The sequence below is a fragment of the Eubacterium xylanophilum ATCC 35991 genome (assembly GCF_000518685.1).
GTDB classification, from domain to species: Bacteria; Bacillota; Clostridia; order Lachnospirales; family Lachnospiraceae; genus Eubacterium_F; species Eubacterium_F xylanophilum.
Genome location: NZ_JAEB01000025.1, coordinates 1 through 20857, shown reverse-complemented (window position 1 = coordinate 20857; position 20857 = coordinate 1). Strand labels below are relative to the sequence as shown.

Here is a 20857-nt window from a genome sequence, read left to right as displayed (position 1 = left end):
CTCTATTTGTTTATTCACCCATTATAGCTTAGTCACCTTACAGTGTATTTAGATACTATTTACACTTCATTCCAATTATTTGATACTCTCAATCGTCCGAAAGCATTGTTAGTTTGGATTTTCCATTCTGCATTCTTACCTGCTCCAGGATTAGTTTTTGGGTTTTCATAAGTCCTATCCACTCTGTCCCCACCATTACCAGATACGAACATTCTTTTATGCCACATAAATGGATCTTTTATATACAAAAATCCATATCCTTTGGCTTTCTTTTCTACCCAGATTCTTGCCTTAACATATTTACCTTTCAATTGACAAGACGCACTTCCACCTCTTCCATCGGCTTCAGCAATCTTTACCTTTGCATCTGCAATCCCAAACACGGCAGACATTGCAAGACAAGTCACCATAGCTGTCGCTGCTATTTTCTTTAACTTGATCATTGTTTTTCTCCTTTGTATTTATATTTTTGGTGTAATTTTGTGCACAAGAAATAGCACCTATAAAATTATAAGAAAAAAACCACAGTTTGTCAAGTAATTTTTTAAATCTTTTACCACAAATTTCAGCACAAACTCTCATTCACCCATTATAGCTAACGCATCTTATAGAAAAAACTTTGTTATTATACTCGCTCAATTTCGTTAAATGGTCCTGAAGTGGATCCATGCATATATACTCTCCATCTTCAGCACCAATCACAAGTATAAAGTGATGATAACTCACGAGATTATTCTGGTGAACTTTTATAATGGGCAACTTCCCTTCCGCCAGGCACTTATCAATAATATCACTACTGACTTCATTAAACACCTCAGCATGAAACCCCTCAATAGCATCTAGAATTCCCCATTGAAGATTTCCCTCATCATCAAAAACTCCATGCTCCGTCAGATAAGAATTCAATTCTTGCGGATTCATCACATTGTCCGTAAGAGACAACATTGAGGAAATACATGTAATTACGCATCCTGACGAAGCAAGCGTAAATGATGATTTTCCTATCTTATCATCACCCCAAATAGGATTATCCTGGCGATACGACTGAATATTCTCTTTCTCCTGTTATCGCTTACTCTCCACCTTCATCATCACTATACGTAGTATCGTCCTCCTTATACTGCGTATTATCGTTACTAGTACTATTTCCATCATCTACATTAGTATTCGATTTATTGGAATTATTATTATTGCTATTATTATTCGAATTATTATTCTGGTTATTAGCCGGTGGATTATTAGCAGGGTCCGCTACCGGAGCCGGATCCTGTCCGGCATTAGGATCAGGCTCTGCAACCTGATTATCCTGTTTTTTCTTTGCCGGAGTAACCTTTTTCTTCTCAGGTTTTGGCTCCTCAGAATCTCCCTCATCATCCTCATCGTCATCACTATCATCACTGCGATTACTATAGTTGCTATTACTTCTCTGGCTATAACCACTATAGCTACTTGAAGATTTCTTCTTGCTTTTACCGTCACTTTCATCATACTGGAAAGGTATAACTTCAAGCCCCTGATGAATCGCATTCATAAACGCCTGCCAAGTATGACCAGGATAACTGGCACCCGTCAGACTATCTATAGCTACCGGTGTATCACATCCAATCCACACTGCAGTTGTATAGTATGGTGTAAATCCACAGAACCATCCATCCTTCTTATCATTAGTGGTTCCTGTTTTTCCCGCTGCAATCATTCCATTATCAAGGGATAAACCAACACCTGTTCCACGTGTAAGAACTCCCTTCATAATCTCCACCATTTCGTTAGCTGCTACTGAATCGTATATATACTTTTCCTCGACCTTGTCCTTGACAATCTCATTCCCCTCAGAGTCTGTAATTTTCACGATACATGTTGGCTCACGGTATTTTCCGTTATTTTCGATTGTCGCATATGCAGAAGCCATTTCAAGGGCACTACAACCATATGTCAATCCTCCAAGGGAAGCTGCATTATAGTAATCACTTTTGACTATTTTTGAAAAATGCATATCTAACAAATACTGCAATCCAACCTCAGGAGTCAACTTGTCAAAAAGCTGCCATGCAACGGTATTCTTGGACTTTTCAACCGCATAGCGAAGCGATATATATCCAGCGTAACTTCCATCTGAATTCGCCGGTCCACCCTTGAATTGGAAGTCGTGGACTGTAGAATCAGGTGTATAGTCCCTCTCCAAGCTTGGAGTATAGACGATAACAGGCTTGATCGAACTTCCAGGCTGTCTAAATGACTGGAATGATCTGTTGAGAGTATACCCAGTAGTATTCTGGCTCCTACCGCCAACTGCCGCAACAACCCTTCCTGTAGAATTATCCACACAAACTGCAGCTCCCTGCATCTTGTAAGTTCCGTCAGTTCCCTTTTCCTTGAAATCTTTGAGATTATCATTAATTGCCTTCTGAAGCGCTTTCTGCTTCTTAAGATCAATCGATGTATAAATTCTATATCCTTTGTTTAGCACTTGCTTTTGCGCATTATCATAAGCTTCTTTGTAACGTTCTTCATATAGGTTCTTCTCTTCTTCGGAGTCGAATCCATACATAAACTTGAAGCCGTTCAGTTCCATAACCTTCTTTGTCGCACAGTACATAACAAATGTCTGGACATAGTTTCTCTTCTTCGGAGTCGTCTGCTTAAGCTTGATTTTCTCAGCTGTTGCAAGGTCGTGTTCCGCCTGAGAAATTACGCCATCCGTCAACATCTGTGCCAAAATTCTATCTCTTCTGCTTATAGTATTATCCATATGAGTCTCTGGATTATAGAGAGATGGATTGTTGGGAATTGCGCACAAAAACACCAGCTGCGACAAGCTTAACTCCTTACAACTCTTGCTGAAGTAACCCTTGGCCGCCGCCTCTATACCATAATATCCGTTAGAGAAATAAATCGAATTCAGATAGAACTCAAAGATCTGATCCTTAGTATACTTCTTCTCCATTTCCTGTGCCAGGAATATTTCCTTAATCTTTCTCTCATATGTTTTTTCAGTAGTCAAAAATGTTCCGCGGGCCAGCTGCTGAGTTATAGTACTAGCTCCCTGCGTAATCTGTCCTCTGTTCTTAATCTGAGTCCAAACAGCTCTGACAATTCCTCCTGCGTCAATTCCATTGTGTTCATAGAACTTTTTATCTTCAGTTACGATAAAAGCATTCTTCACATACTCAGGAATCTCCTTGATGCTCATATAATAAGAGTCCTTGTCTCCCTTCAATACGCACATCTGCTTTCCTTTGTAATTGTAAGCAATACTCGTCTCTGAATCCATAAATGTATCCTGTGTTGACTTGTTGACAAGATCCACTGCAGAATTTCTATATCTTATAAGATCTTTACCATACTTAACATAGAATATTATTCCTCCTGTAAGTATCGCCAAAAGCGTTATAAGTATAAAAATCTTGAATCCAAGCCAAAACTTAGGGTGTTTCTTAACTTTTTTATTTTTCTTCGGCATTGATTGTGCCATAATAATTCATCCTCCACTTGTATCTTGTAGATAGCTTACGCCATCATATTATTGTCAAAAAAACATACATCATTTATTATAACACAATGCCTGTATTCTTGACAAGTTTTACGAAAACTCTCGAGGCAAGTATGCGTAAACTCAAATCACTCTTCCATTTTTCTCAAAATTTTGGTATAATAAAATTTACGGGAAATAGTCTGTGACAACACAAATTTCACGGTTACGTCCCACCATATAAACTTTTTTGAAAGCGAGGTTTTTCTGTGAGTTATAGCAAAGAAGACATAGAGCGCAAGATGAAACAGCTCAAGTCATCTAAAACACATAGAATATTTAAGATAAAAGTAGCAATTGAGCGACTGGCAGTTATCCTAGTCGTTCTAGTTGCCGTGGCAGGATTTAGCTCAGCTAGCGGAATATTTAACGGCATTATAGAGACAGCTCCAAAAATTGATTCTGTCAATGTTATTCCGGATGGCTACTCCACTAGAATCCTGTCTGCCAAAGGAGACCTATTGCAGACATTGGTTGGACGCGATGCCAACCGCGAATATGTAACTCTTGACAAGATTCCACTTCACTTGCAGAATGCCTTTGTCGCCATAGAGGACGAGAGATTTTGGAAGCATGACGGCGTAGACCTCTACGGCGTTATGAGAGCCACAGCTACCGGACTTAGCAACGGTGGTCACTTCAACCAGGGTGCCAGTACGCTAACTCAGCAGCTTCTCAAAAACCAGGTATTTGGCGGTGGAGAAGAAAAAACCATGGTTCAAAGACTTAAGAGAAAGGTCCAGGAACAGTATCTCGCCATCCAACTCGAAAACAAGATTTCAAAAAATCAGATTATGGAATATTATCTAAATACCATAAATCTCGGTCAGAACACCCTTGGAGTTCAGGCGGCTGCAAAACGCTATTTTAATAAACATGTTTCAAAACTCACAATAAGTGAAGCAGCTGTTATCGCGGGTATTACTCAAAATCCTTCTGGATATAATCCTATTACACATCCAAAGAAGAATGCTGCCAAGCGTCTAACTGTGCTGTCTTATATGAAGAATCAGGGATATATAACCTCTGACGAGTACGAAGAGGCAGTCAAGGACAAGGTTTACTCAAGAATCAAGGCAGTAAACAATGCTATGAGCGGCACAAAGAAAGCAAACTCATACTTTACCGACGCCCTCATAGATCAGATAATCAAAGACATGAAGGAAAAACTTGGGTACACCGAGACACAGGCATATAATGCACTTTACCGCGGTGGTCTGACTATTTATTCCACACAGAATACATCCATGCAAAAGATTGTGGATAGCGTTATAGACAATCCCAAATACTATCCGGCTGACTCTCGCTATATGCTTGATTATCAGCTTACAGTAACGGATGCCAAAGGAAAAAGTCATAATTACAACGCCGGATCCATGAAAAATTGGTATGCAAAAAAGAAGAAAAAGATAAGCCTCTACTTTACTGATCAGAAAAAAGCCAAAAAGCTTATTAAAGCATTCAAAAAAGCTATGAGCAAGGGCAAAAAATCTAAAGTTGAAGGTGAAAATATACACTTCTCACTTGAACCACAGGCTTCATTTGTCATCATGGATCAAGCCAATGGACAAGTGCGTGCAATCGCCGGTGGACGAGGCGATAAAGCGGGAAGTCGTACACTCAACAGAGCTACTACCAGCTTGCGACAACCCGGATCAACATTTAAGATTCTCTCAACCTACCTTCCGGCACTTGACACTATGGGCTTCACCCTCGGCACCATTATGACCGATGAACCACATTACTATCCCGGAACAAAGAGAGCTGTCAAGAACTGGTACAGCGGCTACCGCGGCGATGTGACTATTCGAAAAGCAATTGAGCAATCAATGAATGTAGTTGCAGTTAAAACTTTAGAAAAGGTTACTCCTAAAACCGGATATGACTATTTGATGAGTTTAGGATTTACTTCTCTGGTGGACACATATACTTCACCAAGCGGCAAGATATACTCAGACATAGCCCTTCCTATGGCGCTGGGAGGTCTAACCAATGGTGTGTCCAATCTCGAGCTCACTTCAGCCTTTGCTACCATAGCCAATGGTGGCATTCATAATGATGCAACTTTCTATACAAAGATAGTGGATCACGATGGGAATATTTTACTGGACAACACTCCAAAGCAGACCGGAATCTCGGTAGACGGTTCAGATGTTATCATGAGCACACCAAGCTCCAAGCGAGTTATCAAAGACACTACTGCTTGGCTTCTAACAAGTGCCATGAGAACCGTTATTTCAAGAGGTACAGGTGGTCTACTCAAGTTTAAGAATCTAGATATGCCCGTAGCGGGTAAAACAGGAACTACAACAAAGAACAAAGACTTGTGGTTTGTTGGCTATACACCTTATCTAACCGCAGGTGTTTGGGGTGGATATGATGCCAATGATAGTCAAAGCAATACAACCTATCACAAAATAATTTGGCGCACCATAATGGAAAAGATAAATTCAAAATACGAAAAGAAACAATTCGAAAAACCTCTAGATATCAAATCCGCTTATATCTGTACAAAATGCGGAAAGCTTTTAAAGAAGGACAGCTCTACATCCAACAAGATAAAAGAGTATTTTGTTGCCGGAACTGAGCCAACTGAGAAATGCAATCATTATAGCAATTGGTAATATTTTACACAAACATATAAACTTTTCTCGCCACCTTGTCGATAAATAATTAAGAATAGTATTGAAAATGGATTATTATCCACCGGCAAGGAGGCGATGTAATGAGCATTTCAGCAGTAACAAATGCCCTTAACAGCGGTTATATGGGAAAGACCTCTAATCAAAATTCCAAGAAAACAACAGATTCAGCTAACAATGAGATTTCAAATCAAGGTGTTGTATATGAACCCGGATCAAATAGCGATGAAACCGTAAGCAATAGCAGCACCAACAAAAATGCAACTATCGATTATTCTGCAGTTGTACAACAGCTCAAAAGTGCTCAAGCAGCACAAACTGAGCGCATGCAAAATCTAGTCAACTCATTGCTAACTGGACAAGCTGATAAATATAATACACTTTCTGATTTCTTCAATGATATTGCCAATGGCAAGATTAAAGTCGATCCACAAATCGTAGAACAAGCTAAACAAGACATCGATGAGGAAGAGGGCGAATGGGGAGTCGAGAAAACCAGCAACAGGTTAGTTGAGATGGCCCAGGCACTTAGCGGCGGAGATAGCACTATGGCCGACAAAATGATAAATGCCGTAAAAAAAGGACTTTCAGCCGCAACTAAGTCATGGGGCGGTGAACTTCCATCAATTTGCTCCAAAACAGTTGATACAACAATCAAAAAACTTGAGGCGTGGCGAGACGGAATAGAGTATAAAAAAGAAGATAAGAAAGTAGACTAGATTTTATTGAATTTGTTATCATGTTTGTATTGTACCACACACCTTACAAAATGCCCCTGTCGATTTCATTCGGCGGGGGCATTTTCTATACCAATTCATCAAGTTAAAAACTCATGAATATATTATTCTTCTGTATTATCTGAATCAACTACATCATCATCGATATCCAACTCTTCGTCGTCATCAATATCAAAGTCAAATGAATCATTGAATTCTTCGTCAAGTTCCTCGTCAAAATCACTTGAATCAAACACTGACTTTTCATCCTTGTTCTCACCTGGAATTAGACTTGAGAAATCAACTTCCTCTTCTTCCGGAACCTTAGCAGGTGGCTCGAGACTGTCTACCAAATCACTGTAAAGTGAGATATTGCGATATCTCTTCATACCTGTTCCGGCAGGAATAAGCTTACCAATCAGAACATTTTCCTTCAATCCAATCAATGGATCAACCTTTCCTTTGATTGCTGCATCAGTGAGGACTTTGGTTGTCTCCTGGAATGATGCTGCTGAAAGGAATGAGTTTGTTGCAAGACTGGCCTTAGTAATACCAAGGATAATTCTCTTTCCTTCAGGTGGCTCAAGACCTTGCTCTGTGAGTTCCTTAACCATATCATCAAACTCAAGAATATCAACAAGTGTTCCCGGCAAGAAGTTAGAATCTCCGTTGTTCTCGATACGAATCTTCTTAAGCATCTGACGAACGATAACCTCGATGTGCTTATCGTTAATCTCAACACCCTGAAGCCTGTATACACGCTGAACTTCACGAAGCATGTAATCCTGAACTGCACGAATACCCTTAATCTTGAGGATATCATGTGGATTTACGCTACCTTCTGTCAACTCGTCACCGGCCTCGATGTCCTGACCGTCCATTACCTTAATACGTGAACCGTAAGGAATCAGATAAGTCTTTGACTGACCATTTTCATCATCTCTGACGATAACTTCACGCTTCTTCTTTGTATCCTTGATCTCAACAATACCGGCAATCTCAGAGATGATAGCAAGTCCCTTAGGTTTTCTTGCCTCAAACAACTCCTCGACACGAGGAAGACCCTGAGTGATATCGTCACCGGCAACTCCTCCGGTATGGAAAGTACGCATTGTAAGCTGTGTACCAGGTTCTCCGATAGACTGAGCAGCGATAATACCTACTGCTTCTCCTACCTGTACCGGCTCACCTGTTGCCATGTTAGATCCATAACATTTTGCACAAATACCGATGTGTGATCTACATGTTAAGTTTGTTCTAATCTTAACTTTCGCCTTTACACCAGCATCGATAATAGCCTTAGTATTTACAATCTTAGCTGCACGCTTTCTTGTAATCATGTGATTAGCTTTTACGATAAGCTCGCCGTTATCATCATACATATCCTCGCATGCATATCTACCTGTGATACGCTCTTCGAGGGACTCGATAACTTCCTTGCCCTCCATAAATGCGCTAATCTCCATTCCTGGAATCTCACCAGTTCCCTCACAACAGTCTGTCTCACGGATGATAAGCTCCTGTGATACGTCAACCAAACGACGTGTAAGATATCCAGAATCGGCTGTTCTAAGAGCTGTATCTGAAAGTCCTTTACGAGCTCCATGAGCTGAGATAAAGTACTCCAATACGTCAAGTCCTTCACGGAAGTTTGACTTGATAGGAAGTTCGATTGTACGACCTGTTGTATCAGCCATCAATCCACGCATACCTGCAAGCTGCTTAATCTGTGCCTGTGATCCACGGGCTCCGGAGTCAGCCATCATAAAGATGTTATTGTATGCATCAAGACCATCCATAAGGGCATGTGTAAGCTGATTATCAGCCTCATTCCATGTCTCTATAACTGCTTTATATCTCTCTTCCTCTGTCAAAAGACCACGACGGAATTGAGTTGTAATCTCTTCTACTGTACTCTCTGCATCACTGAGAATCTCACTCTTAGACTCAGGCACCTTCATATCTGAAATAGATACAGTCATGGCAGCTCTTGTAGAGTACTTATAACCAAGTGACTTAATTGCATCAAGTGTCTCTGCAGTCTGAGTTGCACCATAGTTATTGATACATTTCTCAAGAATCTGCTTCAACTGCTTCTTTCCTACATGGAAGTCTACCTCCAACTTGAGGAAGTTCTCATCAAGAGACTTGTCGATAAATCCAAGATTTTCCGGAAGAATCTCATTGAAGATAAATCTTCCGAGAGTTGACTCGATCACGCGCTGCTCAACCTCGCCCTTGGAATTAATTCCCTCGCGACGAATCTTAACTTTGGCATGAAGTGTAATCTCTTGATTTTCGTATGCAATAATAGCCTCATTCATGTTCTTGAAGATCTTGCCTTCACCCTTGCTTCCCGGTCTCTCCTGTGTAAGATAGTAAATACCGAGAACCATATCCTGAGAAGGTACTGCCACAGGACCTCCATCAGATGGTTTCAAAAGGTTGTTAGGTGATAACAACAAGAATCTACACTCGGCCTGTGCCTCAACTGAAAGTGGAAGATGCACGGCCATCTGGTCTCCATCGAAGTCGGCGTTGAAGGCTGTACATACCAATGGATGAAGCTTTATCGCCTTTCCTTCTACGAGAGTTGGCTCAAATGCCTGAATACCAAGTCTGTGAAGTGTAGGAGCACGGTTAAGCATTACCGGATGCTCCTTGATTACCTTTTCAAGGATATCCCAAACTGCTGGCTCTAACTTCTCTACCATTTTCTTGGCATTCTTGATATTGTGTGCGATTTGTTTGTCAACAAGCTCTTTCATAACAAAAGGCTTGAACAATTCGATTGCCATTTCCTTAGGCAAACCACACTGATAAATCTTAAGCTCCGGTCCAACGACGATAACCGAACGTCCTGAATAGTCAACACGCTTACCAAGAAGGTTCTGACGGAAACGTCCTTGCTTACCTTTGAGCATATCTGAAAGTGACTTAAGAGCACGGTTACCAGGACCTGTAACTGGTCTGCCGCGACGTCCATTATCGATGAGGGCATCAACTGCCTCCTGAAGCATACGCTTCTCGTTACGAACGATAATATCTGGGGCTCCAAGCTCCAAAAGTCTCTTAAGACGATTATTTCTATTGATAATTCTTCTGTACAAATCATTCATGTCAGATGTGGCAAATCTACCTCCATCCAACTGAACCATTGGTCGAAGATCTGGTGGAATAACAGGAATAACTGTGAGAATCATCCAATCCGGCTTATTGCCTGACTCACGGAATGCCTCAACCACCTCGAGACGCTTGATAATTCTAGCTCTCTTCTGTCCGGTAGATGTCTTGAGTTCAGCTTTAAGTGTCTTAGCTTCCTCATCCAAATCTACTCTCTGCAACAATTCCTGAATTGACTCTGCACCCATACCTACACGGAATGCATCACCATAATCCTCACGGGCCTTTGTATACTCGGCCTCGCTGAGAATCTGCTTAGTCTTGATTTCCGGAACATCAGACTCAAGAACGATGTAAGCAGCAAAGTATAAAACTTTTTCCAATACCTTTGGTGAAATATCGAGAACAAGTCCCATTCTACTTGGAATTCCCTTGAAATACCAAATATGTGAAACGGGAGCTGCAAGCTCAATATGTCCCATTCTCTCACGTCTTACACTTGACTTAGTAACCTCAACGCCACAGCGGTCGCAGACAACGCCTTTATAACGTACCTTCTTGTACTTACCACAGTGACATTCCCAGTCCTTGCTTGGTCCAAAAATCTTTTCACAATACAAACCATCTTTTTCTGGCTTGAGTGTTCTATAGTTGATCGTCTCAGGCTTCTTAACCTCTCCTCGTGACCACTCACGAATCTTGCTAGGTGATGCCAGACGAATCTTAATCTTGTCATATCTTAATGTTTCTTGCATTTCATCACTTGACTGTAACATATATCGCACCTGTCCTTTCTACGACTTTTCTTGGTAACAACAACTTTACTCTTCTGATCCTTGAACCATCTCTTCATAGTCCTGTTCAACGAATCCTGCGTTTTCGAATGACTCTTCTTCAAGTTCAAAACGATCACCTTCAATGATGCCGGAAATATCTTCCACATCACTCATCTCGTCATCAACTGATTCGGTCATGCGAATCTCATTGTCGTCTTCATCTAATACAGTTACATCAAGAGCCAGTGACTGTAATTCCTTAAGCAATACCTTGAATGACTCAGGTATACCAGGTTCAGAAATATTATCACCCTTGATAATAGCCTCATAAGTCTTAACACGTCCTACAACATCATCAGACTTAACTGTAAGAATTTCCTGAAGTGTATAAGCAGCTCCATATGCCTCGAGCGCCCAAACCTCCATCTCTCCGAAACGCTGTCCACCAAACTGAGCTTTACCACCAAGTGGCTGCTGAGTTACAAGTGAGTATGGTCCGGTTGATCGAGCATGAATCTTGTCGTCTACCAAGTGGTGGAGTTTCAAGTAGTGCATGAAACCGATTGTAACTTCACCATCAAAGAACTCTCCGCTACGTCCATCTCTAAGCTGAACTTTTCCGTCCTCTTTGATAGGAACGCCTTCCCACTCTTTGCGATATTCCTGATTTTCGATGAGATACTTCATAACCTCCGGATCAAGAACATCCTTGTATTTTGCCTCAAACTCCTCAAGTGGAGTGTTGACATAATCATTAGCAAGCTTAAGAGTATCCATGATATCTCTCTCGTTAGCACCATCAAATACAGGTGTAGCTACATTAAATCCAAGCGCCTTTGCAGCAAGACTCAAGTGAATCTCAAGCACCTGTCCAATGTTCATACGAGATGGCACACCCAATGGGTTAAGCACGATATCCAGTGGACGTCCATTAGGAAGGAATGGCATGTCTTCTACCGGAAGAACTCTGGAAACGACACCCTTGTTACCGTGACGTCCGGCCATCTTATCTCCTACCTGAATCTTTCTCTTCTGAGCAATATATATTCTTACAGACTTGTTGACACCAGGTGACAACTCGTCTCCATTATCTCTAGTAAATACTTTTGTATCAACGATGATACCAAATTCTCCATGTGGAACTCTAAGTGAAGTATCTCTTACCTCTCTAGCCTTCTCACCGAAGATAGCACGGAGCAATCTCTCCTCCGCTGTAAGCTCTGTCTCCCCCTTAGGTGTAACCTTACCTACAAGAATATCTCCCGCGCGAACTTCTGCACCGATGCGGATGATTCCCTTCTCATCCAAATCCTTAAGTGCATCTTCACCGACACCCGGAACGTCTCTTGTAATCTCTTCAGGTCCGAGCTTTGTATCTCTCGCCTCTGTCTCATACTCCGTAATATGAACAGATGTATAAACATCCTGCTGAACAAGACGCTCGCTGAGAAGTACCGCATCCTCGTAGTTGTAACCTTCCCATGTCATGAATCCGATAAGAGGATTCTTTCCAAGGGCAATCTCTCCACCTGAAGTTGATGGGCCATCTGCAAGTACCTGTCCAGCCTCTACTCTATCGCCTTTGTTAACGATAGGACGCTGATTCATACATGTACCTTGGTTACTTCTAACGAATTTGGCCAATTTATATGTTTCTCTGTTGCCATCATCTTCCTTGATAACAACTCGATTTGACTCTACTCTGTCGACTACTCCACCTTTTTTAGCAATTACACAGTTTCCTGAATCAACTGCTGCTTTCATCTCCATTCCTGTTCCAACTACAGGAGCCTCTGTAACAAGAAGTGGAACCGCCTGACGCTGCATGTTAGATCCCATCAGAGCACGGTTAGCATCGTCATTCTCAAGGAATGGGATCATGGCTGTAGCTACGGAGAATACCATCTTAGGAGAAACGTCCATGTAATCAATCATGCTTCTTCTAAACTCTGTTGTCTCCTCGCGGTAACGTCCTGAAATATTCTTACGAACAAAGTATCCATTCTCGTCAAGAGCTTCGTTCGCCTGTGCCACATGATAACGATCCTCTTCATCAGCTGTCATGTATACAACCTCATCTGTTACTCGTGGATTTTCAGGGTCACTCTTGTCAACCTTACGATATGGTGCCTCTACGAAACCATACTCATTAATTCTCGCATATGAAGCAAGTGAGTTGATAAGTCCGATGTTAGGACCTTCGGGTGTCTCGATAGGACACATTCTTCCATAGTGAGAATAGTGCACGTCACGAACCTCAAATCCGGCACGATCTCTTGAAAGACCACCAGGACCAAGAGCTGAAAGACGTCTCTTATGAGTCAACTCACTAAGTGGGTTATTCTGATCCATAAACTGTGACAACTGGGAACTACCGAAGAACTCCTTGACAGCTGCAGTAACAGGCTTAATATTAATAAGTGACTGCGCTGAAATAGTAGTGATATCCTGAGTTGTCATTCTCTCACGAACTACACGCTCCATACGAGAAAGTCCGATACGATACTGATTCTGCAACAACTCACCAACCGCACGAATACGACGGTTACCCAAGTGGTCGATATCATCATCGCTACCAAGACCATACTCAAGATGGATGTTGTAGTTGATTGATGCAAAAATATCATCTTTAGTGATGTGCTTAGGAATCAAGTCATCAATCTCTTCCTTAATCGCAGCATAGATTGCCTCTTCATCACTGTTAGCCTCTAATATATCTTTCAAAACAGGATAGTAAACTTCCTCAGTAACACCGAGTGCTTCCTTATCTGCATTTGGAAGGAAAGCATGAAGATCTACCATCTTATTGGAGAGAACCTTGACATTCTTCTCCTCTGTCTGAATCATTACATAATCAATTCCAGTGTTCTGAATCTTGTCAGCAAGCTCTTCAGAAACTACTGTGCCCGCCTCAGCAACTACCTCGCCTGTGGTAGTATCAACTACATCCTCAGACAATGAAAAACCTGTAATACGGTTGCGGAACGCAAGCTTCTTGTTGAACTTATAACGTCCAACCTTAGCAAGATCATATCTTCTCACATCGAAGAACATGCTATTGATAAGATTCTCAGCACTATCTACTGAGAGAGGCTCGCCCGGACGAAGCTTCTTGTAAAGCTCTAAGAGTCCATCTTCATAACTCTCAGATGAGTCCTTTGTAAAACTTGCCTCAATCTTAGGCTCGTCACCAAACATATCAATAATCTGCTGATTTGTTCCAATTCCGAGCGCACGAATAAGAACCGTAATAGGAACCTTGCGGTTACGGTCCACACGAACATAGAATATATCATTGGAATCGGTCTCGTATTCGAGCCACGCACCACGGTTAGGAATAACTGTTGATGAATACAACTCCTTACCGATTTTATCATGTGCTATTCCATAGTAAATACCAGGAGAACGAACCAACTGGCTTACGATAACACGCTCAGCACCATTAATTACAAACGTGCCGGTGGCTGTCATAAGTGGAAGATCTCCCATGAAAATCTCATGTTCACTTATCTCATCTGCGGTCTCACGATTATGGAGGCGAACTTTAACTTTAAGTGGCGCCGCATATGTGGCATCGCGCTCTTTACACTCTTCAATAGTGTACTTAACATCGTCCTCACATAATTCGAAATCAACAAATTCCAGACTGAGATTGCCATTGTAATCGGAAATAGGGGAAATATCTCTAAATACTTCCTTTAAACCTTCTTCCAAGAACCACTTGTATGAGTCCGTCTGAACTGCAATCAAGTTCGGCATGTCTAAGACTTCTTTTTGCCTCGAGTAACTCATTCTTACACCGTTGCCCACTGGGACAGGGCGAATTCTGTTTTTTTCCATCGATGATTCTCTCCTTGTAATTATTACGAAACTGGTTTATAATGTATTACGTAGGGCTAATAAGCCTACTATAACACAGTACCGTATATTCCACTATATCATAGTGTTCCAGTCATGTCAACCATTTTTTTGATTTTTTTGAAATGTTTGACGAGAATACAAGACGGCCTGTAGGATATCTTAGGAGGACATATGTTAATATTCTTAATTATACTACTATGCATTATCATTTCATCTGCAAGGTTTCAAAAGCCTAAAACATTCAATGGAGATTATATGGCTCCAGCACACACTGATATTATCAAAGGAATATTTATCTTTTTGGTTTTTCTAAGCCATAGCGCCCAGTACATAAATTTACATGGAACACTTGACAGTACCTACCTAGATTTCAGAATACATCTAGGTCAACTTGTCGTCGTAATGTTTTTCTTCTACTCCGGTTATGGCATGATGGAATCCATGGAAAAAAAAGGACCCAGCTATATAACCGGGCTCTTCAAGAACAGATTTCTTCCCACGCTACTCAACTTCGACATAGCGGTAGTAATCTTTCTTATTGTAAATCATTTTATCAAATATCATGCCAAGACATATGAACTACTGTTATCATTCACTGCCTATACATCTGTCAAAAACTCTAACTGGTATATGTTCGAGATTTTTGTCGCTTATCTTCTATTTATAGTTTCATTTATATTTTTTAGAAACAAAGGAAAAATGTTCCGCCAGGTGACAGGCACAACGATTTTTACCATCCTTGTGTTTGTCTTTGTTTTGGTGCAACGACATGTCAACAGACCTCCATATTGCTATAACACCGTCCTAATGATGGCGCTTGGCTGCTGGTATTCAGTTCTTAAAGAGCGCATAGAAAAACTTATAAAGCGAAATGATGCTGTTTACATGATTTTAATTTTCTGCGCTGTTCTTGGATATTGCTTTACATACTCTCTTCATAGCACAAGCATTATAGTTTTTACCGCAAGGTCATGTTTCTTTGCTGCTATAATTATACTGGGAACTCTTAAAATCAAATTGGATTCCAACTTCCTAGGATTCCTTGGAAAACATCTATTTCCAATATATATTCTCCAAAGAATCCCAATGAATATACTAGAATATTTTTATGTCAATGAAGACGAAAAATACCTATTCGTCATCATATCCTTCATAGCAACACTGGCACTCATCGCGCCTTTCGAGCGTCTGTGCGCCATTTGCAAAAAACATATTATTCCTTCTTAAAGACAATACCCCTAGCACAGTCCTCTTCCTCATCTTTCCAGGAAAGAGTTCCATCCTTGATTGTCACTTTTCCGCAACCATCGCTGTACTCCTCAAGAGCGTCAGCATGACCAGAAGACTCTTTTTCTGTCATAGTCTTAACACCATTTTTGTACTTAACTGTATTGCCATTCAATTTACCAGAAAAAGTCCATGAAAAAGTAGCTTCTTCAACTTCCCAGGTTGCGCTGAATGTGTATACACCCGAACTCTCGAGCTTGACATCGATTTTGCGCGTGCCTTCTCCATCAACATATGCCCCTTCTATGCTTTCGCCTGCCTCATCCTCGCCTTCCTCAGATTTCTCAGGTTCTGCAGTTGCTTCTGTCTTCTCAGGTTCGTCTTTCTTAGTTTCATCTACTTCTGTTTTGTCCGTTTTTTCACTTCCCGCACTTGTTGGCTCAGCACTTTGTACAGTCTGTGCAGTCTGATCATTTACACTAACATCATCCGTCTTTTTCTCTCCACATGCCGTAACACACATAACCAACGACGCAATCATCACTGCTGTCGCAAATTTTCTAAACTTTTTTACCATATTATATCTCTCCCTTCTTACTCTTAATTTGATAGCAAATGTCTTTGTACTCGGATAAGCTTCTCGCTTTCCTGATTTTCTTGAAAATCTTATCGCCATTTTCATAGGCATCTTTTCTGTAATTCCAAAGTTCCTTCATCTTGTGAAGAACGTGAGTATCTCCGGATATAACTTGACAGTATTCCTTACACATCTCATCAAGGAAAATATTCGCACGCTTTTCATCGCTAGTCTGCCCGGAATTTCCTATGAATCCAGGATCTATCAGAAAGCCTCTCCCAATCATAACTGCTTCCAAATCAGGATAAGTTTCCTCCAACCTTCTAACGTCCGCCACCGTCTTCACATCTCCATTATAACACAAAGGAGCCTTGCTGTGTGTATATGCATACTGAAAAACTTCTTCGTGGACACTTCCTCGATAAAACTCTTCTCTGGTTCTAAGGTGAATAGTCAACTCTTTCACGGGATATTGGTTATAGATTTCCAATAACCTCGGAAACTCATCTGCAGACTCAAATCCAATCCTCGTCTTGATGGATATTTGAATTCTACATCTGTCGAAGATTTCTTCCAAAAATCTATCCAACTTATCCGGCGTTCTCAAAAAACCAGCTCCCTTTCCCTTGGGAACCACCGTTCCGGAAGGACATCCAAGATTAAGATTCACCTCATCATATCCCATCTCCTCCATATGCAAAGATGATTGGATAAATGCAGATGCATCTGTTGTCAAAAGCTGTGGAATCAGCTTAAAACCGGGATTATTAGCCGGTTCAATGTCGCTTTTTTCTTTGCGTTTCATGATACCGCTATCTCGTGTCGTCACAAATGGACTGTAATACGCATCAATACCACCGATAACGCGGTCATAAGTTCGCCTAAACAAGGCATTGGTCACCCCTTCTAGAGGTGCAAAGTAATACTTCATGCTCTTACTCCATATAAAATGTTCTATATATTATAGCTAACAGCATAACCGTTTTTTTGTCAAGTGCTTTTATATTAAAACCTTGCAAAAGACCTTGTTTTATTGACATGACAAGATAATTATGATACACTTATCCATGGCAAATTTGGAAAAAATACCTTGTTAGGAGGAAATCATGAGTTACACTTCACTTGAATATTTTGCATTCTTACTATTACTAATAATAGTTTATTATATACTTCCTAAGCGCTTCAGATGGATGTCTCTGCTTGCGGGAAGTTTGTTTTTTTATTGGCAAATAATGACAGATAAGAGACAAATCTTTATTCTCTTATTCTCTCTAACCGTCACCTATTTCTGTGGTTTAATATTACAAAAACTCAAAAAATCCAGTAATATTATCAAAAAGAGACTGATATTATTTACAGGAATAGGATTTTCAACACTTCCCCTTTTAGCAGAAAAAGCAGGCAGTCTGCTCCTTGGAAATAAAGGAATCCCAGAAAATATCTCAATCTTAATCCCCGTCGGATTGTCCTTTTACAGCCTGCAGCTCATAGCCTACCTAGTTGATATATACAAGGGAACGATTACCGTTCAGGTAAACCCTCTAAAATTCACACTATTTGCCACTTTTTTCCCACAAATCATACAGGGACCTATTCCAAGATATGGTCAATTAAAAAGTGAACTATTCGAGGGCCATGACTTCAAACAGGAAAACCTTATGAAGGGAATACAACTTGTAATATGGGGATTTTTCTTAAAGTTTATGATTGCTGATAAGGCATCTATAGTCGTAAATACCGTTTTTGACAACTTCCCGGCATATAGAGGCACATATATATGGGTAGCTGCAATTCTCTATAGCCTGCAGCTTTATACTGATTTCTTATCATGTACTACCATTTCTCAGGGCGTGTCAAAGATGCTTGGAATAAATCTGACAGATAATTTTAACAGACCTTACTTCTCAACTTCAGTAAAAGACTTCTGGCGCAGATGGCATATGTCACTCAGCCTCTGGCTACGAGATTATATATACATTCCACTTGGAGGTAATAAGTTTGGTCTCGGCCGCAAATGGCTCAATCTGCTCGTGACATTTGGAGTCAGCGGTCTGTGGCACGGCGACAGCCTCAAATATATATTTTGGGGCCTTCTCCATTCAGTATATCAGATATGTGGAGAAATGTACTTCAGAGTTGCAAAGAAGCACAAGCCTGAACTAGTCACTAAAGAACCCACGGCAATAACAACGCATGTGCGACGAATCAGAACATTTTTCCTTGTTATGATTGCCTGGGTTGTTTTTCGAGCAGCTTCCTTTAAGACATCATTGAAAATGATCCGCTCTATGTTCTCTGATTTTAATCCTTGGATTCTGGGAGATGATTCGATCTTCAATCTCGGTCTTGGATGGAAGGAGTTCGCAGTGTTGATTCTTGCTCTATTATTGTTACTTGTGATTAGCACGAAACAAGAAGCTGGTGTAAAAATCCGCGATTGGTTCGCAAAACAGAACATCGCTGTTAGATGGATAACTTATTTGTTAGCTATATGGAGCATCTGGATTTTTGGCTCCTATGGATTTGGCTTCAACGCACAGGATTTTATTTACGGAGGTTTTTAAGAAATGAAAATTGTAAAAAGCATAGCAAAAAGCTGTATTTTCCTGACAATACTCGTCATTTCTCTCTTGATAATTAATCATGTATTGGAAGCCAAATACATCCTAAAAAATACCAATTGGCCAACAACTTCTTCATATAGACAGTTCTACAATATGGAGAAAAATTCAGTAGACGTGTTATTCTTGGGCTCAAGTGTAACAGTAAATGCATTTATTCCTCAAGAGATATATAACAACTTCGGAATACGAAGTTACAATCTCGGAAGCGAGCAACAAAGTATATTCCTGAGTTACTACTGGCTCAAGGAGGCACTTAGATTCCAAAAGCCCAAAGTTGTTGTTCTAGATGCGAAGTTTATGGTAAATAATCATCCGGAAGAGGTTATAAATACAACCGAAGGACTCGCCAGAAAGTGCCTGGATCCTATGAAATGGTCCGGTGTAAAAGCAGAAGCCGTGCACAATTTATGTCAACTAGATGAATCACAATCTGAGTTGAGTTATTATCTGACAAATATCAGATATCATGCAAGATGGACAGAACTGCAGGAGTATGACTTCGAAAGTGATTTGGTTGACAAATCCCCATTAAAAGGCTATGCTCCAATCAAATCCCTCGGTCCAAACTCATATACCACATATGAAAAAAAGGATTCTAATGCAAGAGCGAAGTTTGTCCCACTAATGCAGGAATATCTTGACAAGACTGTGAAATTGTGCAAGGAAAACAATATAAAATTTATTCTCGTTGATCTCCCGGGAAATACAATGAACGACGGAATAAATAATACACACGAAGAATATGCTAAGAATATGGGAATTGACTATTATAATATTTGCCGAACTGATTACTATAACCAAATTGGCGCAAAACTCCCTGAAGAAAGTATCGTAGGTCACAATAATATCTGGGGAGCAATTAAAACCAGCCGCTTCTTTGGTGACATGCTTCAAAGCACCTACGGATTGCCACCTACTCATGACGAACAGTATGAAGCAACAAAGGCAGACTATGAGCAAACAAAAAAATGTGCTAATCTTCTTCGAATAGGTGACCAATCGGAATATTTGCAGGCTTTAGATAATAATCGATTCGCAGTATTTATGACTGCCCACGGCGATTGCTCATCAATATTAAGGCGACACGCTATCAAGAGCGGGCTAAAAAAACTGGGACTTAAGTGCTCATACAATCGCTCGCCGTGGAAATCATATATGGCGGCAATAATCGAAGGAAATGTTGTCAAGGAACAGGCTTCAAGAGAGCCACTAAGTTTTAACAGCAATTTCAGAGACGGGCGCTCGGTATACTCGCTCCAGAGTAGTGGAAAAGACCTATTCGCCTCTAGCTCAATGCTGATTGAAGGCGAAGAACAAAGTAGGGGCATAAATGGACTTAATATTCTTGTCTACGATCTTGACACCTGCAAACCAGTTGACAAGGTTACTTTTCAAGGAAAATCAGTTATTCACTAAATTATATTTACCAAAACTAGGGGCTGTCGCACTAAGACAGTCTAAAAACAGGAAGAGTCCAACCGACTCGAGACGCAATGCATGCGCATTGAAGTCTCTCTCTGGTTGGCCTCTTCCTGTTTTATTGGAAACGCATATTGCTGGTCTTACTCACGTCGTTCGTAAGACAATTTATCGGAATCGCATAGCGCTGGTCTTACTCACGTCGTTCGTAAGACAATTTATCGGAATCGCATAGCGCTGGTCTTACTCACGTCGTTCGTAAGACAATTATCGGAAACGCATAGCGCTGGTCTTACTCACGTCGTTCGTAAGACAATTATTATACTTATCTAGTGCTGACAATGTTCTTGCAGAAAGTAAATT

General features: G+C 40.7%; 12 protein-coding genes. 5 read left to right on the top strand and 7 right to left on the bottom strand.

The genetic code is table 11. The features are described from left to right. Positions 1-59 precede the first annotated feature (59 nt). The 3 genes from L877_RS0105675 to L877_RS12350 all read right to left on the bottom strand — a co-directional run bounded on the left by L877_RS0105675 (position 60) and on the right by L877_RS12350 (position 3472). Positions 60-443 (bottom strand): hypothetical protein, encoded by a 384-nt coding sequence (locus tag L877_RS0105675; protein WP_026835259.1) that lies wholly within the window; start codon positions 441-443, stop codon positions 60-62. A gap of 139 nt (positions 444-582) precedes the next feature. After that, positions 583-921: a hypothetical protein gene (locus tag L877_RS0105670; protein ID WP_169729783.1), complete on the bottom strand. Its 339-nt coding sequence runs from the start codon at positions 919-921 to the stop codon at positions 583-585. 151 nt (positions 922-1072) lie between these two features. Next, entirely contained in the window at positions 1073-3472 is a 2400-nt protein-coding gene (locus tag L877_RS12350) for a transglycosylase domain-containing protein (RefSeq protein WP_051437705.1), read from the bottom strand. Between the two features lie 266 nt (positions 3473-3738). On the opposite strand from L877_RS12350, the gene L877_RS12345 reads away from it, so the two are divergent. Continuing rightward, positions 3739-6153: a transglycosylase domain-containing protein gene (locus tag L877_RS12345; protein WP_051437704.1), complete on the top strand. Its 2415-nt coding sequence runs from the start codon at positions 3739-3741 to the stop codon at positions 6151-6153. Positions 6154-6254: 101 nt separating this feature from the next. After that, positions 6255-6890, top strand: a complete 636-nt coding sequence (locus L877_RS12340) for a hypothetical protein (RefSeq protein WP_034785200.1) — start codon at positions 6255-6257, stop codon at positions 6888-6890. 122 nt (positions 6891-7012) lie between these two features. Here L877_RS12340 and rpoC read toward each other — a convergent pair whose 3' ends face one another. Together rpoC and rpoB are read right to left on the bottom strand one after the other, a co-directional pair. Further along, complete coding sequence (gene rpoC / locus L877_RS0105650; RefSeq protein ID WP_423219302.1) at positions 7013-10765, bottom strand: DNA-directed RNA polymerase subunit beta'; 3753 nt, start codon at positions 10763-10765, stop codon at positions 7013-7015. A 66-nt stretch (positions 10766-10831) separates the two neighbouring features. Continuing rightward, positions 10832-14626, bottom strand: coding sequence for a DNA-directed RNA polymerase subunit beta (gene rpoB / locus L877_RS12335; protein ID WP_034785205.1), 3795 nt, complete (start codon positions 14624-14626; stop codon positions 10832-10834). 192 nt (positions 14627-14818) lie between these two features. Here rpoB and L877_RS14575 point away from each other — a divergent pair, with 192 nt between their 5' ends. Continuing rightward, positions 14819-15874 (top strand): acyltransferase family protein, encoded by a 1056-nt coding sequence (locus tag L877_RS14575; RefSeq protein WP_051437703.1) that lies wholly within the window; start codon positions 14819-14821, stop codon positions 15872-15874. Here L877_RS14575 and L877_RS0105635 read toward each other — a convergent pair. Together L877_RS0105635 and L877_RS0105630 are read right to left on the bottom strand one after the other, a co-directional pair. Beyond that, complete coding sequence (locus L877_RS0105635; RefSeq protein WP_026835256.1) at positions 15861-16451, bottom strand: hypothetical protein; 591 nt, start codon at positions 16449-16451, stop codon at positions 15861-15863. The two genes, L877_RS14575 and L877_RS0105635, sit on opposite strands and share 14 nt — an antisense overlap. Position 16452: 1 nt before the next feature. Continuing rightward, on the bottom strand, positions 16453-17382 hold the full coding sequence (locus L877_RS0105630; protein ID WP_026835255.1) for a tRNA dihydrouridine synthase: 930 nt from the start codon (positions 17380-17382) through the stop codon (positions 16453-16455). Positions 17383-17557: 175 nt separating this feature from the next. On the opposite strand from L877_RS0105630, the gene L877_RS0105625 reads away from it, so the two are divergent. Both L877_RS0105625 and L877_RS0105620 read left to right on the top strand, forming a co-directional pair. Then, complete coding sequence (locus tag L877_RS0105625; RefSeq protein ID WP_026835254.1) at positions 17558-19015, top strand: MBOAT family O-acyltransferase; 1458 nt, start codon at positions 17558-17560, stop codon at positions 19013-19015. Between the two features lie 3 nt (positions 19016-19018). Continuing rightward, entirely contained in the window at positions 19019-20491 is a 1473-nt protein-coding gene (locus tag L877_RS0105620) for a hypothetical protein (RefSeq protein ID WP_026835253.1), read from the top strand. Positions 20492-20857: the final 366 nt, after the last annotated feature.

What these genes read in the sequence shown, in the direction of transcription:
- L877_RS0105675 (WP_026835259.1), bottom strand. Translation starts at nt 443, where the DNA reads ATGATCAAGTTAAAGAAAATAGCAGCGACAGCTATGGTGACTTGTCTT.
- L877_RS0105670 (WP_169729783.1), bottom strand. Translation starts at nt 921, where the DNA reads ATGAATCCGCAAGAATTGAATTCTTATCTGACGGAGCATGGAGTTTTT.
- L877_RS12350 (WP_051437705.1), bottom strand. Translation starts at nt 3,472, where the DNA reads ATGGCACAATCAATGCCGAAGAAAAATAAAAAAGTTAAGAAACACCCT.
- L877_RS12340 (WP_034785200.1), top strand. Translation starts at nt 6,255, where the DNA reads ATGAGCATTTCAGCAGTAACAAATGCCCTTAACAGCGGTTATATGGGA.
- rpoC (WP_423219302.1), bottom strand. Translation starts at nt 10,765, where the DNA reads ATGCAAGAAACATTAAGATATGACAAGATTAAGATTCGTCTGGCATCA.
- rpoB (WP_034785205.1), bottom strand. Translation starts at nt 14,626, where the DNA reads ATGGAAAAAAACAGAATTCGCCCTGTCCCAGTGGGCAACGGTGTAAGA.
- L877_RS14575 (WP_051437703.1), top strand. Translation starts at nt 14,819, where the DNA reads ATGTTAATATTCTTAATTATACTACTATGCATTATCATTTCATCTGCA.
- L877_RS0105635 (WP_026835256.1), bottom strand. Translation starts at nt 16,451, where the DNA reads ATGGTAAAAAAGTTTAGAAAATTTGCGACAGCAGTGATGATTGCGTCG.
- L877_RS0105630 (WP_026835255.1), bottom strand. Translation starts at nt 17,382, where the DNA reads ATGAAGTATTACTTTGCACCTCTAGAAGGGGTGACCAATGCCTTGTTT.
- L877_RS0105625 (WP_026835254.1), top strand. Translation starts at nt 17,558, where the DNA reads ATGAGTTACACTTCACTTGAATATTTTGCATTCTTACTATTACTAATA.
- L877_RS0105620 (WP_026835253.1), top strand. Translation starts at nt 19,019, where the DNA reads ATGAAAATTGTAAAAAGCATAGCAAAAAGCTGTATTTTCCTGACAATA.